The 15,590-nt window shown below is 67.0% G+C and carries 14 protein-coding genes; 5 read left to right on the forward strand and 9 right to left on the reverse strand.

Translation table 11 applies throughout. The annotated features are described in order from the left end of the window. The first annotated feature begins 82 nt into the window (after positions 1-82). Positions 83-1,522, forward strand: coding sequence for a metalloprotease TldD (gene tldD / locus RA164_RS04545; protein WP_329742779.1), 1,440 nt, complete (start codon positions 83-85; stop codon positions 1,520-1,522). 171 nt (positions 1,523-1,693) lie between these two features. Further along, positions 1,694-3,028 carry a cytochrome C gene (locus RA164_RS04550; RefSeq protein WP_329742780.1) on the forward strand — a complete coding sequence of 445 codons (1,335 nt, stop codon included), beginning with the start codon at positions 1,694-1,696 and terminating at the stop codon, positions 3,026-3,028. Between the two features lie 36 nt (positions 3,029-3,064). Here RA164_RS04550 and RA164_RS04555 read toward each other — a convergent pair whose 3' ends face one another. Continuing rightward, positions 3,065-3,952, reverse strand: coding sequence for a sterol desaturase family protein (locus RA164_RS04555; protein ID WP_329742781.1), 888 nt, complete (start codon positions 3,950-3,952; stop codon positions 3,065-3,067). A 157-nt stretch (positions 3,953-4,109) separates the two neighbouring features. Here RA164_RS04555 and RA164_RS04560 point away from each other — a divergent pair, with 157 nt between their 5' ends. Then, entirely contained in the window at positions 4,110-4,712 is a 603-nt protein-coding gene (locus tag RA164_RS04560) for a TetR/AcrR family transcriptional regulator (RefSeq protein ID WP_329742782.1), read from the forward strand. Here RA164_RS04560 and yjgA read toward each other — a convergent pair. Both yjgA and RA164_RS04570 read right to left on the reverse strand, forming a co-directional pair. Next, a complete protein-coding gene (yjgA, locus tag RA164_RS04565; RefSeq protein WP_329742783.1) occupies positions 4,648-5,211 on the reverse strand; it encodes a ribosome biogenesis factor YjgA in 564 nt (187 codons plus the stop codon). The two genes, RA164_RS04560 and yjgA, sit on opposite strands and share 65 nt — an antisense overlap. Beyond that, a complete protein-coding gene (locus RA164_RS04570; RefSeq protein WP_329742784.1) occupies positions 5,208-5,444 on the reverse strand; it encodes a DUF1653 domain-containing protein in 237 nt (78 codons plus the stop codon). The genes yjgA and RA164_RS04570 overlap by 4 nt, the downstream gene beginning before the upstream one ends. A gap of 107 nt (positions 5,445-5,551) precedes the next feature. Here RA164_RS04570 and pmbA point away from each other — a divergent pair, with 107 nt between their 5' ends. Together pmbA and RA164_RS04580 are read left to right on the forward strand one after the other, a co-directional pair. Then, positions 5,552-6,922: a metalloprotease PmbA gene (gene pmbA, locus RA164_RS04575; protein ID WP_329742785.1), complete on the forward strand. Its 1,371-nt coding sequence runs from the start codon at positions 5,552-5,554 to the stop codon at positions 6,920-6,922. An 86-nt stretch (positions 6,923-7,008) separates the two neighbouring features. Next, positions 7,009-7,452: a DUF4870 domain-containing protein gene (locus RA164_RS04580; protein ID WP_329742786.1), complete on the forward strand. Its 444-nt coding sequence runs from the start codon at positions 7,009-7,011 to the stop codon at positions 7,450-7,452. A 15-nt stretch (positions 7,453-7,467) separates the two neighbouring features. Here RA164_RS04580 and RA164_RS04585 read toward each other — a convergent pair whose 3' ends face one another. The 6 genes from RA164_RS04585 to dnaE form a co-directional block, all read right to left on the reverse strand. Continuing rightward, on the reverse strand, positions 7,468-8,358 hold the full coding sequence (locus tag RA164_RS04585) for a polyprenyl synthetase family protein (RefSeq protein ID WP_329742787.1): 891 nt from the start codon (positions 8,356-8,358) through the stop codon (positions 7,468-7,470). Beyond that, complete coding sequence (locus tag RA164_RS04590; protein WP_329742788.1) at positions 8,342-8,599, reverse strand: exodeoxyribonuclease VII small subunit; 258 nt, start codon at positions 8,597-8,599, stop codon at positions 8,342-8,344. Before RA164_RS04590 ends, RA164_RS04585 begins: the two co-directional genes overlap by 17 nt. Before the next feature lie 115 nt (positions 8,600-8,714). Continuing rightward, positions 8,715-10,016, reverse strand: a complete 1,302-nt coding sequence (tilS, locus tag RA164_RS04595; RefSeq protein ID WP_329742789.1) for a tRNA lysidine(34) synthetase TilS — start codon at positions 10,014-10,016, stop codon at positions 8,715-8,717. After that, positions 10,013-10,753: an NYN domain-containing protein gene (locus tag RA164_RS04600; protein WP_329742790.1), complete on the reverse strand. Its 741-nt coding sequence runs from the start codon at positions 10,751-10,753 to the stop codon at positions 10,013-10,015. Before RA164_RS04600 ends, tilS begins: the two co-directional genes overlap by 4 nt. A gap of 69 nt (positions 10,754-10,822) precedes the next feature. After that, positions 10,823-11,779, reverse strand: coding sequence for an acetyl-CoA carboxylase carboxyltransferase subunit alpha (locus RA164_RS04605; RefSeq protein ID WP_329742791.1), 957 nt, complete (start codon positions 11,777-11,779; stop codon positions 10,823-10,825). A gap of 167 nt (positions 11,780-11,946) precedes the next feature. Further along, positions 11,947-15,495 carry a DNA polymerase III subunit alpha gene (gene dnaE / locus RA164_RS04610; protein ID WP_329742792.1) on the reverse strand — a complete coding sequence of 1,183 codons (3,549 nt, stop codon included), beginning with the start codon at positions 15,493-15,495 and terminating at the stop codon, positions 11,947-11,949. Between the last annotated feature and the right edge of the window lie 95 nt (positions 15,496-15,590).

The raw sequence follows: 15,590 nt of genomic DNA on the forward strand, positions 1-15,590 counted from the left end.
GCCCTCACCTTCCAGTCGTGGCCCTGTCACGACCGGTCGGACCGCCAAGGTCCGCTCCACCCACTCATATCGGTAAAGCCCCATGGATTCCCTGATCGCCCAGGTCGAAAACCGTCTTCTTGCTCCCGGCGGGCTCGCCACCGGCGACCTCGATCGCGTGTTCGCGCAGTTGATGGGGCCGTCGATCGACGCCGCTGACCTGTATTTCCAGCATTCGCGCAGCGAGTCGTGGCTGCTGGAGGAAGGCATCGTCAAGGACGGCAGCCACGCCATCGAGCAGGGCGTGGGCGTGCGCGCGATCAGCGGCGAAAAGACCGGTTTCGCCTATTCCGACGAGATCGTGCTGCCGCAGCTGCTGGAGGCCTCGAAGGCGGCGCGTGCGATCGCCCAGGACGGGAACGGTGCCGGCAAACCGTTGGCCCTGGCCGGGGCGCAGCCGTTCTACCCGGCGATCGATCCGGTGGAAAGCCTGCCGAATGCCGACAAGATCGCTCTGCTGCGCGAAGTGGATGCCTATGCGCGGGCACGCGACCCGCGCGTGAAGCAGGTCATGGTGAGCCTGGCCGCCACGCTGGATACCGTGCTGGTGGCGGCTTCCGATGGCACCCTGGCCGCCGACGTGCGGCCACTGGTGCGGCTGTCGGTGCAGGTGATCGCCGAGAGCAACGGTCGGCGCGAGCAGGGGCATGCCGGCGGCGGTGGTCGCTATGGCTACCGCGAGCTGATCGAGAACGGTCGTGCGCTGGCCTTTGCCGACGAAGCGGTACGTCAGGCGCTGATGAATCTGGATTCGGTCGATGCGCCAGCCGGCCAGATGACCGTGGTGCTGGGGCCGGGCTGGCCCGGCGTACTGCTGCACGAAGCCGTAGGCCACGGTCTGGAAGGCGACTTCAACCGCAAGGGCAGTTCTGCCTTCGCCGGTCGTATGGGCCAGCGTGTAGCGGCACCCGGCGTCACCGTGGTCGACGACGGTACCCTGCAGGGGCGTCGCGGTTCGCTCAGCGTGGATGACGAGGGCACCCCGACCGAGTGCACCACCCTGATCGAGGACGGCATTCTCAAGGGCTACATGCAGGACAAGCTCAATGCCCGCCTGATGGGCATGGCGCCGACCGGCAACGGCCGGCGCGAATCCTTCGCGCAGCTGCCCATGCCGCGCATGACCAACACTTACATGCTGGGCGGTTCGCACGACCCGGAAGAAATCATCCGCTCGGTGAAGCGCGGCCTGTACGCACCGAACTTCGGCGGTGGCCAGGTCGACATCACCAGTGGCAAGTTCGTGTTTTCGGCCAGCGAGGCCTACCTGATCGAGGACGGCAGGATCACCGCTCCGGTGAAGGGCGCCACCCTGATCGGCTCGGGCCCTGAGGTGCTTACCCGGGTCTCGATGATCGGCAACGACATGCGGCTGGATGATGGCGTGGGCGTCTGTGGCAAGGACGGCCAGAGCGTGCCGGTAGGTGTGGGGCAGCCGACCCTGAAGATCGACGCGATGACCGTGGGCGGCACCGCCGCGTAAGCTTCCCGATGCAGCTGACCAGGCTGTATCCGCACAGGATTTGACACGGGTCAAGACCGGCCATGGTGCTGCGCATCATGCTTTCCTCGGCGCGAGGCATGGGTGCCTCGGCCCGAACAGGGAGGCCTGGTTATGAAACGCGTCGACCCGTCACGTCGCCGCAGTCCGGTTATGCGTCCAGCGTACTGGTTGCTGTCGATCCTGCTTTTGCTGGCGCTGCCGTGGCCGGTGCTGGCAATTCCTGCTTTTGCACGACAGACCGGGCAACCGTGCGCGGCTTGCCACATTGGCGCCTTCGGACCCCAGCTGACCCCGTTCGGGCGCCAGTTCAAGCTGCTCGGCTATACGCTCAAGAGCGGAAGTGGGCCCGAGGTACCGCTTTCGGCGATGGTGGTGGAGTCGTTCACCCGTACGCTGAAAGCCCAGACAGAGTCACCGGCACCTGGCTTTGCGGATAACGACAATACCGAGTTGTCGCAGGCTTCAGTCTTCCTTGGCGGACGGCTGGCCGAGCATCTGGGCGTGCTGGCACAGGCGACCTATTCCCAGAACGGTGGCCTGCTGGGCTGGGACAACATGGATCTGCGTTACGCGCGTTCGGTGACCCACGGCAAGCACACCTGGATCTGGGGCGTCAGCGTCAATAACAACCCTACCGTTTCTGACGTGTTCAACACTGCGCCGGCCTGGATGTTCCCGTACATGTCGGCGGACCTTGCCCCGGGCGCTCCGGCACAACCGATCCTATTCGGCGGCCTGGGAGGCGCGGTGATCGGGTCTACGGCCTATGCCCAGCTCGACAATGCCTGGTATGGGGAAGTCGGTATCTACCGTTCACTGTCGCCGGCGTTCCTGCGCAAGGTGAATGCCGACTTCGGAGGTCGCCTGAACGGTCTGACTCCGTATCTGCGGCTGGCACGCACCTGGTACCTGGCCAGCGGCAACCTGGAAGTGGGCGGGTTCGCGATGCAGGCACGGCGCGGACTGGTAGGCAGCAATGCCAACGGTGATGCCATCGCCCTGCCTGGCCCCACGGACAGCCTCAGCGATCTGGGTGTGGATGCCAGCTACCAGTATTTCCATGGCGATCACACGATCACCCTCGCAGGGATCTATGTGGACGAGCGGCAACGCCTGAATGCGACGTACGCCAGTGGCGGGTCCGACCATCTGCATGACAGCCTGGAGTCTTTCAACCTCAACGGCAGCTACTGGTATCGCAATACCTACGGCGCGACGCTGGGCATGTTCACCGACGATGGCAGCCGTGACATGACGCTGTATGGCGGCAGCGGCCGGCCGAACACCGAGGGCGGGATCGTCGAGTTCGACTGGAATCCGTTCGGCAAGGCGGATTCCTGGGCCGAGCCCTTCATGAACCTTCGGCTCGGCGCCCAGTACATCTTCTATACCCGCTTCAGCGGCGCCGTACACAACATCGACGGAGCCGGACGCTCGGCCAAGGACAACAACACCTTGTACGTGTACGCATGGCTGGCGATCTGAGTCGAAATCCTCTCCCCAGAGACACCGCGGCGACCATCATGGCGCCGCGGCATTTTTTTGCCGATACCGCAGCTCCTCGGTGGTTTCGCCCGGTCCGTCCGGGCGCCAGCCGGGCGGGCGCAGCAGGTAGCCGGCGACATCGCGCAGCCGGTGCGCGCCGCGCAGGTCGCGCCAGATGTCGCGCCAGACGTGGAACTCGACCTCGAACAGGCGGTGTCCGTCGACCGGTTTCACCAGGCCGTAGCGACAGGGCTGGTCCTCGCGTTCAGCGGCGTAGGTCCCGAACAGCCGGTCGAACACGATCAGCACGCCGCCGAAATTGGCGTCGAGGTAGTCGAGGTTCGACGCGTGGTGAACGCGGTGGGCGGATGGTGTGTTCAACACGTATTCCAGCCAGCCCAGACGGGGAATCCAGGTGGCATGCAGCCAGAACTGGTAGAGCAGGTTGAGCGCCAGCGTCAGCAGCACCGTCTGCGGAGGGAAGCCGATCCATACTAGGGGTGCGAAGAACAATGCGGTACCGGTGAGCTTGCCGGTCCAGCCCAGGCGGTAGGCCGACGCAAGGTTGAGCTGGCCGGGCGAGTGGTGCACCGCGTGGGTCGCCCAGAACCAGCGGACGCGGTGCGCGGCACGGTGGTACCAGTAATAGAAGAATTCCTCGCCGATGAACAGCAGCAAGAAGCTCCATATGCTGTCCAGTGTGATCGTCGTCAGTCGATGCGGCCAGACGACGGCGAACACGGCCGAAGCCACAGACAGCGGCAGCAGGTTGAGCAACTGACGGCCGGCCAGATCGAACATCGAGACGCGATAGGCCTTCCAGTCGTAGCGTCCGGGCTGGTGGCGCGAGAGCACGGCAGCCTCGGTCAGTGATGCGGCAAGCAGCAACGGCAGTGCGTAGAGCAGAACGTGGTGAGGCGACATGACACTTCCGCGCTAGATGTTGGACAGTGCTCATTTTATGAGTGATGCTCAGGTTATTGATTCGGTTTTGCCGGGGGCGTCGATATCGATGAAAGAGCCGGAAAAACAAGGTGCTGGGCGCAGGGCGCCGACCCAGGAACGGGCCCGCCAGACTCGCTTGCTCATTTTCGAGACGGCCTTGCGCATCCTGGAGAAGCAGGGGCTGGAAGGGCTGACCACCAACCGCATCGCCGAACTGTCGGGGTTCGGCGTGGGCACCATCTACCAGTATTTCGCGAACAAGCAGGAGATCCTGCTGGCGCTCGCCCGGCACGAGCAGGAACGCAAGCTGGCCGAGGTGACTGCATTGCTGCGCACGCAGCCGGAGCCACCGGCGCTACCGGGTGAGCTGCCACGGATCCGTGCCCTGATACGGGCGCTGCTGCAGGCCTTCGGCGGCCGGCACCGGGCGCGCCGGATCATCCTGCAGACGGCGCTCGACGCGGGCCTGCCGTCAGCGGGCGAAGCCGCGGCGGCGTTCGCCGCACTGCTGGTGGAAGGCGTGGCGGCCGGACCGGATGGCCATGATCTGCGTCTGGACGAGCTGGAAGCCTACGTGCTGGTGCAGGCGGTGCTGGGCGCCATCCGTGGCGCGCTGCTGCGCGACGAGCGCCTGCTGCGCCGGCCGGCATTTGAAGATGCGCTGGTGAGCCTGATCAGCGGATTTCTGGCGACCCGGACCAAGGCTCTGGCGAATCCGTGTCCTGCGACAGTTCCTTGAGCACCTGGAACAGCTCCCGATAGGCCCGCGGTGGTTTGTTCGGCGAGTCCTTCTCCACCCTTGCCTGTCGGATCAGCGAGCGCAGGTGCTGGCGATCCAGTTCGGGGTGCTGAGCGATCAGCGCATGTAGGGCCTGGTCGTCATCGAGCAGCCGATCACGCTGCGCTTCCAGCCGGTGCATGGCGGCGGTTTCCTGGCGCTGGCGGTCGCGGTTTTCGCCCAGCGCGGCGCGGACCGCATCGAAGGCCGCGGTGTCGTGGCGACGCATCAGCTTGGCCAGGAAGGCAAGCTGGCGCTTGCGGGCGATGTGCGAGGTGATGCGGCGCACGTTGGCGATCTCGTCGCGCACGTCGTCCGGCAGTTCCAGCTTCGCCAGTTTCGCCGGCGGCAGATCGACCAGCTGGCCGGCCAGCTCCAGTACCGCCAGTGCATCGCGGCGCTGCTGGGTCCGGGTGGGGCCGTAGTCGTGGTCGGGATCGTCGGTGTAATTGCGGTTCACAGGTTTTCCAGCGGGCTTTCGAGGGCCTCTTCCAGCGCGAAGCGGGGCACGACCGCGCCATTCTTTTCGACGGTTTCGGCGAACATCGCGGCCGGTCGTACCCACAGGCCGAATTCGCCGTACAGCGCCTGGTACACCACCAGTTCCTCCAGCGTTTCGCTGTGGCGGGCGGTACCCAGCACCCGATAGCGCTGGCCTTTGTAGTGACGGTAGATGCCGGGAATGGCGGACATGCATTTCTCCGCGAGGTGCTTTGCATTCGGCCGCGCAGCCCCCATGTCGGCAGACGGCACGGTGCGGATCGTGCATTCTACCCGTTTGGTTTCCAGGAAACGCCCCCGTGAGTGAACTCGCCAGCCACGACATCCCGCGCAGTCGCCAGGACCTCGATCGCCTTGCCGAGCTTGCCGACGATGTCATCCGCCGTGCCCGCGCCGCCGGTGCCAGCCAGGCGGAGGTTTCCGCCAGCGTGGATACCGGTCTCAGCGTGAACGTGCGGCTGGGCGAAGTCGAGACCGTGGAGCGCACCCGCGACCGCGGTTTCGGGCTGACCGTGTACTTCGGCCAGCGCAAGGGTTCGGCCAGTACGGCCGACCTGCAGCCCGACTCGATCCAGGCCACGCTCGACCAGGCCTGCGCCATCGCACGCTATACCGAGGAGGACCCGGCGGCCGGTCTGGCCGATGCCGACCGCATGGCCCGGGACTTTCCCGACCTGGATCTGTGGCACCCGTGGGACATCGACACCGCGGGCGCCATTGCGCTGGGAGAGCAGATCGAGACGGCCGGCAGGGCGCACGCGGGCATCACCAACTCCGATGGCGCGGGCGTGCAGGTGGGCGAGAGCCTATCGGTCTACGCCAACTCGCACGGCTTCCTTGGGCGCGAGCGCGGTACGCGGCACTCGCTGTCTTTGTCGCTGATCGCCGGGCAGGGCGACAGCATGCAGCGTGACTACTGGTATGACAGCCGCCGTGTGCCGACCGAACTGATCGACGCCAGGGCGCTGGGCGACAAGGCGGCAGAGCGGACTCTGTCGCGGGTGGGCGCGCGCAGCGTCTCCACCCGCGAATGTCCGGTGCTGTTCGCTCCGGAGATCGCGCGCGGGCTGGTCGGTCACCTGGTCGGTGCGGTGAGCGGTGGCGCACTGTACCGTCGCGCCAGCTTCCTGCTCGATCATGCCGGCAAGGCGATCATGCCGGCATGGATGCATATCGCCGAGCGGCCGCATCTGAAGCGTGGCCAGGCCTCGGGCAATTTCGACGCCGAGGGCGTGGCCACGGCCGACAACACGCTGGTGGACGCCGGCGTACTGGCCCGTTATGTCCTTGGCAGTTATTCGGCGCGCAAGCTGGGGCTGGCCTCCACCGGCAATGCCGGCGGCATCCACAACCTCATTGTGCAGTCCGGGGCGGACGACGGCGAGGCCAGCAACTTCGCCGGCATGCTGCGTCGTCTCGGTACCGGCCTGCTGGTGACCGAGGTGATGGGACAGGGCGTGAATGCCATCACCGGCGACTATTCGCGCGGTGCGGCCGGCTTCTGGGTCGAGAACGGCGCGATCGCGTTCCCGGTCGAGGAAATCACCATCGCGGCCAACCTGCGCGACATGTTCAACGGTATCGTCGCGGTGGGCACGGATGTCGATCCGCGTTCCCACATCCTTACCGGGTCGATCCTGGTCGGCCGGATGACCGTGGCAGGCGAGTGACGTCCGGCCCTCGGCAAGGGGCGGGGCGCTTGCTAGGATCGTCGGCACCGGTATGAACCGGCGACTGCATCGAGGAGGAGAAGAGCATGAGCGTTCCGCCCGAATCCGCCGTACCGCCTTCCCCGCCACCCGAGCCGGACACGCCGCCACCGGCCGGGCCGACCCACGAGGAGCGCCAGTGGGCGCTGATCGCGCATCTCTCGGCGCTGCTGGGCGGCCTCATCACCGGACACTGGCTGGGTGTCGGCTGCTTTCTGGGGCCGCTGATCATCTGGCTGGTGAAGCGGGACAGCATGCCGTTCGTGGACGACCAGGCGAAGGAAGCGCTGAACTTCAACATCACCGTGGCGATCGTCGGTCTGCTGCTGCTTGTGCTCAGTGTGATGACGCTCGGTATCGGTCTGATCCTGACCATTCCACTGGGCGGTATCGTCGGCATCTTCTGGCTGGTGTGCGTGATCATCGCCGCGATCAAGGCGAACGAAGGCGAGCGCTATCGCTATCCGCTCTGCCTGCGGGTGATCAAGTAAGCCGCAAGGCGCGGCTCAGCGTTGACGCTGGGCCGCGTAGTGCGCCAGTTCGAGCAGCAGGCTGGCCGGTTCGCCGAATGACGCCAGCGCCGCATGTGCCTGTTCCACCAGTTCGGCCAGCCGGCGGCGCGAGGCATCCAGACCGATGATGGATGGGAAGGTTGGCTTGTCGGCGGCCGCATCCTTGCCGGCGGTCTTGCCGATCACTTCGGATGCGCCTTCCACGTCGAGGATGTCGTCGCGCACCTGGAACGCCAGGCCGACTGCGTCGGCGTAACGGTCGAGTGTCGCCAGCGTTGCCGGGTCGGCGTTGCTGGCCAGTGCGCCCAGGCGCACGGCCGCCCGGATCAGTGCGCCGGTCTTGCAGGCGTGCATGTGTTCCAGTTCGGCCAGGCTCAGCGTGCGTCCGACCGCCGCCAGGTCCAGCGCCTGGCCGCCGGCCATGCCTTCGGCACCGCAGGCCGCGCCCAGCGTGCGCAGCATGGTGGTGGTGCGGCCGGCATCGACCGGTACCTCGGCGAGCAGCTCGAAGGCCAGTGCCTGCAGGGCGTCGCCGGCCAGGATCGCCATCGCCTCGCCGAACACGATATGGCAGGTCGGGCGGCCACGCCGCATGTCATCGTCGTCCATCGCCGGCAGGTCGTCGTGCACCAGCGAATAGGCGTGGATCAGTTCCACCGCGCATGCTGCGGTATCCAGTGCCGGACCGTCGTGGTCCAGTGCGTGTCCGGCCGCGTACACCAGCAGGGGGCGCAGCCGTTTGCCGCCGCCGAGCACGGCATAGCGCATGGCGCGGTGGAGCTCGGGCGGGGAGCGGTCTTCGGCCGGCAGCACGCGTTCCAGCGCCTGGTCGGCGCGGGCGATCAGTGCTTTCAGCGCGGGACCGAGTTCAGCGTTCGGGTTCAAACGGTTCGGCGTTTTCGGGAGCATCGGGATCCAGCAGCAGTCGCACGCGCAGTTCGGCTTTTTCCAGCGACTGCTGGCACTGGCGGTAAAGGCCGATGCCGCGCTCGAAGGAGGCCAGCGATTCGTCCAGGCTCAGCTCGCCGCCTTCCATCCTGGCGACCAGTTGTTCGAGTTCGTCCAGCGAGTGCTCGAAGTCGGCGGCAGGGAGGGTCTGGGCGGGGGTGGAAGCGGACTTGGCCATGGCCCGCAACGCTAGCGCAGCAGCGGTCCGGAATCAATCTGCAGCACCGCGAGCGGAGACCATTCCGAGGGTTGTCGATGCGCCGTGTGCCATGTGTCACGGTGCATCTGTCGGGTCACGAACCGGGCTGCCACACGGGTCGCACGCCAGTGGCTTTGAACAGCGCTGCGCCGCGCTCGCTGAACCAGCGGCCGGCCACCGCGATCAGCAGCTCGTCCTCGTAGAGCAATGGGCAGGCATGACGTTGCCAGGGTGGCCATGCCGCCTGCTGGAACAGGTCGCGCAGCTCGCGCGTGAACGCATCACCGGCCGGGCGGATGCGTTCGCCGCCGCGGCGCAGCCGGACCTGCAGCGGCGCTGGCAGTCGCCCGCCATGCCCGGACAGTCGCAGTCGGCCGCCGTCGGGCAATGTCAGTGGCTCGCCGTGCCAGTCGCACTGCCAGTCCGGTTCGACTGGTGGCAGCGCTGGCAAGGCCCACAGGCGTTCCTTCCAGATACGGAGCTCGCTGCCGGGCCAGCGGATGCAGGGTGTCTGGCCTGCCTTTGCTGCACATTGCCGTTCGATCTGCCGGCGCTGCGCGGTGGTGGGCGTGGAACGCCCGCGCAGGTGCAGCCAGTGATCGAGCAGCGGATGGCGCAGGGCGGCCGGCAATGCCAACCAGCCATGCATCTCCAGGCTGCCGTCGTCCGGACGGTACAGGCGTTCGAAGGCCGCCAGCCAGGCGTCGCGCAGCGCGTCGGCTGCGGCACGACTTGCGTTGGCGCTGTGCAGGATCGAGTCGATCGCCTGTGGCCAGTGCGCACTCAGCCGCGGCAGGATCTCGTGGCGCAGGTAGTTGCGCGATAGTTGCCGGTCACTGTTGGACGGGTCCTCGATGCAGTCCAGGCCGTGGGCGTCCACATAGGCCCGCAGTTGCGCCCGCGACAGCGGTAGCAGTGGCCGCCACAGCTGGTTGGCGCCGAACGGGCGGCGTTCGCGCATGCCGCCCAGACCTTCCGGGCCGGCGCCGCGCAGCAGCTTGAGCAGTACGGTTTCGGCCTGGTCGTCGCGGTGATGGGCCAGTAGCAGCCATTCGTCCGGTCGCAGCGACGCCACGAAGGCGGTACGGCGGGCGTGGCGGGCTGCGGCCTCCAGGCCTTCGCCGTGCCCGGTTTCCACATGCACGCGAACGACCTCGCATGGAACGTCGAGCTCATCGCACAGACGCTGGCAGTGATCCGCCCAGGCCGCGCTGTCGGCGTGCAGGCAGTGGTCCACGTGTAGTGCACGAAGCCCGCGCGCGCGCGCGGCGGGAAGCTGGGCCAGCGCATGCAACAGGGCGGTGGAATCGGCGCCGCCGCTGAAGCCGACGCACAGTGCCGCCGCCGGTGTCGTGGCCAGCAGGCTGGACAGGTGGGCGGTCAGCGATGTGCTCACTTCTTGCCGCTGCGGGGGCGTACGTAGATGTGCTTGCCGCTGCCGATGTGACGTTCCTGCAGCTCGAACAGGCCGATGCCCTTGATCAGTCCGCTGAGCTTGGCGTAGCCGTAGTTGCGCGAATCGAAGTCGGGCGACTGCTTGTTGACGATGCTGCCGACCGCGCCGAGGCTGGCCCAGCCTTCTTCGTCCGAGGCGGCCTCGATGGCGCCGCGCAGCAGGTTCATCAGCCGGCTGTCGCCACGCAGTTCCTTGGCGCTGCGTGGCTTGGGTGCGCCCTCGGACTCGCCTTCCTCGGCCTGGAGCAGCACGTCGGTATAGATGAACTTGTCGCAGGCGGTGCGGAACGGTTCGGGTGTCTTGCGCTCGCCGAAGCCGTACACGGTAAGGCCGGATTCGCGGATGCGCGAAGCCAGCCGGGTGAAATCGCTGTCGCTGGATACGATGCAGAAGCCGTCGAAACGTTCGGCGTAGAGCAGGTCCATCGCGTCGATGATCATGGCCGAGTCGGTGGCGTTCTTGCCGACGGTGTAGCGGAACTGCTGGATCGGCTGGATCGAGTGGCGTAGCAGCACTTCCTTCCAGCCGTTGAGGTCGGGCTTGGTCCAGTCGCCGTAGATGCGCTTGACGTGGGCGGTGCCGTACTTCGCGACCTCGGCCAGCAGGCCCTCGACGATGGCCGGGCGGGCGTTGTCGGCGTCGATCAGTACGGCGAGCTTGGCGGTGTCCTGGGCCATGGGCATGCTCCGGCGACGGGGATGCGTCGATGGTAACGCCAGATGCCCGCGACTCGGCCCGCGGCGTGATTATTCCTGGAACGCGCCGTAGCTGCGCAGGCGGCGGTAGCGCTGTTCGAGCAGGTCGGCCTGCGGCATGGCCTGCAGCTCGTCGAGCTGGTTGAGCAGCACGGCCTTGAGCCGGATCGCCATGGAACGCGCGCTGCGGTGGGCTCCGCCCAGCGGCTCGCGGACCACCTTGTCGACCAGGCCAAGCTCGAGCAGGCGCGGTGCGGTCAGGCCCAGCGCCTCGGCGGCATCGCGTGCCTTTTCGGCGCTCTTCCACAGGATCGAGGCGCAGCCTTCGGGCGAGATCACCGAATAGGTGGAGTACTGCAGCATGTTCACCCGGTCGCCCACGCCGATCGCCAGTGCGCCGCCGGAGCCGCCCTCGCCGATCACCGTGCAGATGACCGGCACCTTCAGCTCGGCCATCACCAGCAGGTTGCGGGCGATCGCCTCGCTCTGGCCGCGTTCCTCGGCGCCGATGCCGGGATAGGCGCCGGGGGTATCGATCAGGGTCAGCAGGGGCAGGCCGAAGCGCTCGGCGGTCTGCATCAGGCGCAGCGCCTTGCGATAGCCCTCCGGGCGAGGCATGCCGAAGTTGCGGAACACCTTTTCCTTGGTGGTGCGGCCCTTCTGGTGGCCGATGATCATCACCGGCCGGCCATTGATGCGGCCCAGGCCGCCCACGATGGCCGGGTCGTCGGCGTACATACGGTCGCCGGCCAGCTCGTGGAACTCTTCGCAGATGGTGGCGATGTAATCCAGCGTGTACGGACGCGCCGGGTGCCGCGAAAGCTGCGTGACCTGCCACGAGCTGAGGTTGCGGAAGATGTCGGCCGTCTTGATCTTCAGCTTCTCGCGCAGGCGGCCGACTTCCTCGTCGATGTTGAACGCCTGGCCGTCGCTGGCATGGCGAAGCTCGTCGATCTTCGCTTCCAGTTCGGCGATCGGTTGTTCGAAGTCGAGGAAGTTGGGGTTCATTCGCAGTGGTTCGTGGTCACAAGCGGCGCAGTATAACGGGGCTCGGAAAAAGGCGGGAACGGCGGCGTATGGGGTTGAACGCTGGATGTGCGACGTGAAGCGTTAAGAGAAAGCAAAAGCGAGAGCATGGCTCTACGCCTTATCTCTCGCTTCTCACCCCTCTTCCTTCACTCCTGGTTCTTGACCAGCCGCAGCCGGGCCGCCTGCACGCCAGGCAGACCACGCACGGCGCGCAGCAGGTCGGGAATGGGATCGACCCGCCAGTCCTCGCCCAGCTCCAGGTCGGCCTGCGCGCGCTGGTTGTGGTAGCCGTGCAGGGTCACGCTGGCCCGGCCGCCGCGGAAGCCGGTCAGGGTCTGGCGCAGCAGCTCCGCGAAATCGGGGCCAATGCCGTTCAGCTTGAGCTGCAGCAGGCGGGCCGTGCGGCGGCAGGCATCGCTCATGGTGCAGGCGCTGCGGGCGCGGACCTGGAAGCCGCCGCCGGAGAACTCGTCGATGCGCAGGCCGCCGTCGACCACCAGGATCTCGTCGCGCACCAGCAGCGGGGCGACCTGGGTGTACAGCTCGCCGAAGAAGCTCACCTCGATGCAGCCGCTGCCGTCTTCCAGTCGCACGAAGGCGTCACTGTCGCCGCGTTTGCGCACGGCGGTGACCATGCCGGCCACGGTCCATGGTGTGTCCGGTCCACGCCGGAAGCGGTTGTTTCCGCCGTCATCGTTCTTGCGCGGGCGCGGCGGCTGATAGCGTTCGGCGATCTCGCCAAGCGGGCAGGTAGCCAGTTGGGCCAGTTCCTCGCGCCACGGGTCGGTCGGGTGGCCCGACAGGTAGTGGCCCAGGGTGTCGCGCTCGCCCTGCAGCTTCTGTTCGAGCGGCCATTCCGGCACGGTGGGCAGGTCGACCTGCACGACCGGTGCGGCCGCCCCGCCCATCATCGCGCCGAACATGTCGTTCTGGCCGGACTGACGGTCGCGCAGGTGCTGTTCGGCGGCCTTGATCGCGTCGGGCAACTGCTCCATCAGGCTGGCGCGGGTGGCCGCCAGCGCATCGAGACTGCCGGACAGGATCAGTGCCTCGAGCACGCGGCGATTGAGCTTGGTCGGGTCGACCCGGCGGCAGAAGTCGGCCAGGTCCTTGTATGGTCCGCCGCGCATGCGTTCGTCGACGATCGCCTCGCAGGCGCCCTGGCCGACGCCCTTGATCGCGCCGAGGCCGTAGCGGATTTCCTGCGGCTGGGTCGCCACGAACATGTAGGCCGAGGCGTTGACGTCGGGCGGCAGCACGTCCAGCCCGATGGCGCGCGACTCGGTCAGGAAGGTCACCACCTTGTCGGTGTTGTCCATGTCCGACGAGATCGTCGCGGCCATGAATTCGGCCGGGTAGTGGGTCTTCAGCCAGGCGGTCTGATAGGACACCAGCGCGTAGGCAGCGGCGTGCGACTTGTTGAAGCCGTAGCCGGCGAACTTCTCCATCAGGTCGAAGATCTGGTCGGCCTTGTCGCCGCTGAGTCCGTCCCTGGCGGCACCGTCGCGGAACGTCGCGCGGTGCTTGACCATTTCCTCGGCCTTCTTCTTGCCCATCGCGCGACGCAGCAGGTCGGCGCCGCCAAGCGAGTAGCCGCCGACGATCTGCGCCATCTGCATCACCTGCTCCTGGTAGACCATGATGCCGTAGGTCTCTTTCAGGATCGGTTCGACGCGCGGGTCGGGGTATTCCACCTCTTCGCGGCCGTGCTTGCGCGCGACGAAGCTGGGAATCAGGTCCATCGGGCCCGGACGGTACAGCGCCACCAGCGCGATGATGTCGCCGAAGCGGTCGGGCTTCGCGTCCTTGAGCATGCGCTGCATGCCGGACGATTCGAGCTGGAACACCGCCACCGTCTGCGCGCGCTTGAGCAGGTCGTAGGTGGGGGCGTCGTCGATCGGCAGCTGGCTGATGTCCAGCGGCTCCTCGCCGGTGCCGGCACGGCGCGCGTTGATCGCCTTCACCGCCCAGTCGATGATGGTCAGCGTGCGCAGGCCGAGGAAGTCGAACTTCACCAGGCCGACCGCCTCGACGTCGTCCTTGTCGTATTGCGTGACGACGCCGGCGCCGCCCGGTTCGCAGTAGAGCGGGGCGAACTCGGTCAGCGGCTTGGGGCCGATCACCACGCCGCCGGCGTGCTTGCCGACGTTGCGGGTGAGGTTTTCCAGGCTCAGCGCCAGGTCGATCAGCGGGCGCGCCTCGTCCTCGTCCTGCTCGTACAGGTCGCAGAATTCCTTGACGACGCGGTCGGGTTCCTTCTTCGCCTTCTCGCTGCGGCCCAGCGCGCAGGACAGGGTCAGGTCGAGCGGGCGCGCCGGGATCAGCTTGGCGATCCGGTCGACCGCGCCGTAGGGCATGCCGAGCACGCGGCCCGAGTCGCGCAGCACGGCCTTTGCCGCCATCGAGCCGTAGGTGATGATCTGGCTGACGTGGTCGCGGCCGTACTTGCGCGCGACGTAGTCGATCACTTCGTCGCGGCGGTCCATGCAGAAGTCGATGTCGAAGTCGGGCATCGACACGCGTTCGGGATTGAGGAAGCGCTCGAACAGCAGGTCGAACTGCAGCGGATCGAGGTCGGTGATCTTCAGCACCCAGGCGACCAGCGAGCCGGCGCCCGAACCACGGCCCGGGCCGACCGGGATGCCGTTCTGCTTGCCCCAGTTGATGAAGTCCGCAACGATCAGGAAGTAGCCGGGGAAGCCCATCTTGATGATGACGTCCAGCTCGCGTTCCAGCCGCGTTTCGTAGTCGTCCAGCGACTTGCCTTCGGCCATCGGCGCGGCGGCCAGTCGTTCCTTCAGGCCCTGGCGTGCCAGTTCGCGGATGTGGCTGTCGAGGTCGTAGCCTTCGGGTACCGGGAAGTCGGGCAGGTAATAGGTGCCGAATTCCAGCTCGAGGTTGCAGCGACGGGCCAGTTCGACAGTGTTTTCCAGCGCCTCGGGCACGTCGGCGAACAGCGCGGCCATGTCGTCCGGGGTCTTCAGGTGCTGCTGGTCGCTGTAGTCGCGCGGACGCTTGGGGTCGGCCAGCACGCGGCCCTGATGGATGCACACGCGCGCTTCGTGCGATTCGAAATCATCGCGGGCAAGGAAGCGCACGTCGTTGCTGGCGACCACTGGCAGGTCGATTTCGGCGGCCAGCGCCAGCGCGGCGGCATTCCAGCTTTCCTCGCCTTCGCGGCCGCAGCGCACCAGCTCAAGGTACAGGCGGTCGGGGAACAGCCTGGCCAGTGGCCGCAGCTTCGCCAGGGCAGCGTCGATGCCCTGGTTCACCGCGATGCGGGCGACCTCGCTTTCGCGGCCGAGCAGGGCGATGAGGCCGTCGCTGCTGTCCGGAGTCAGCCAGCCGGCATCGACCAGGGCACGGCCGCCCTGCTGGCCATCGCGCCAGGCGCGCGAGACCAACCGCGACAGGTTGAGGTAGCCCTCGCGGTGCTGGCACAGCAGGGTGAGTCGCCAGGGGCGCGGATCGTCGGGTGCGGCGATCCACAGGTCGCTGCCGCAGATCGGCTTGATCCCCGCGGCATGGCAGGCCTTGTAGAACTTCACCAGCGCGAACATGTTGCTCTCGTCGGTGAGTGCGACTGCAGGCATGCCTGCGCGCGCGCAGGCGCCCACCAGCGCCTTGATGCGGATGGTGGAGTCGACCAGCGAGTATTCGCTGTGTAGATGCGTATGGACGAAGCGCGCGGACATGGCAATCGCGGCAGTGACTCCGTCTAGGCTAATCGCCGCGCACGACCGCCACAAGATTGACAACGGCGGCATGACCCGTGTCGCACGCAACGGCG

This window comes from Dyella sp. A6, from assembly GCF_036320485.1.
Classification (GTDB): Bacteria; Pseudomonadota; Gammaproteobacteria; order Xanthomonadales; family Rhodanobacteraceae; genus Rhodanobacter_A; species Rhodanobacter_A aluminiiresistens.

Coding starts and splice junctions, on each gene's coding strand:
- tldD (WP_329742779.1), top strand. CDS start 83: ATGGATTCCCTGATCGCCCAGGTCGAAAACCGTCTTCTTGCTCCCGGC.
- RA164_RS04550 (WP_329742780.1), top strand. CDS start 1,694: ATGCGTCCAGCGTACTGGTTGCTGTCGATCCTGCTTTTGCTGGCGCTG.
- RA164_RS04555 (WP_329742781.1), bottom strand. CDS start 3,952: ATGTCGCCTCACCACGTTCTGCTCTACGCACTGCCGTTGCTGCTTGCC.
- RA164_RS04570 (WP_329742784.1), bottom strand. CDS start 5,444: ATGTCCGCCATTCCCGGCATCTACCGTCACTACAAAGGCCAGCGCTAT.
- RA164_RS04580 (WP_329742786.1), top strand. CDS start 7,009: ATGAGCGTTCCGCCCGAATCCGCCGTACCGCCTTCCCCGCCACCCGAG.
- RA164_RS04590 (WP_329742788.1), bottom strand. CDS start 8,599: ATGGCCAAGTCCGCTTCCACCCCCGCCCAGACCCTCCCTGCCGCCGAC.
- RA164_RS04600 (WP_329742790.1), bottom strand. CDS start 10,753: ATGGCCCAGGACACCGCCAAGCTCGCCGTACTGATCGACGCCGACAAC.
- RA164_RS04605 (WP_329742791.1), bottom strand. CDS start 11,779: ATGAACCCCAACTTCCTCGACTTCGAACAACCGATCGCCGAACTGGAA.
- dnaE (WP_329742792.1), bottom strand. CDS start 15,495: ATGTCCGCGCGCTTCGTCCATACGCATCTACACAGCGAATACTCGCTG.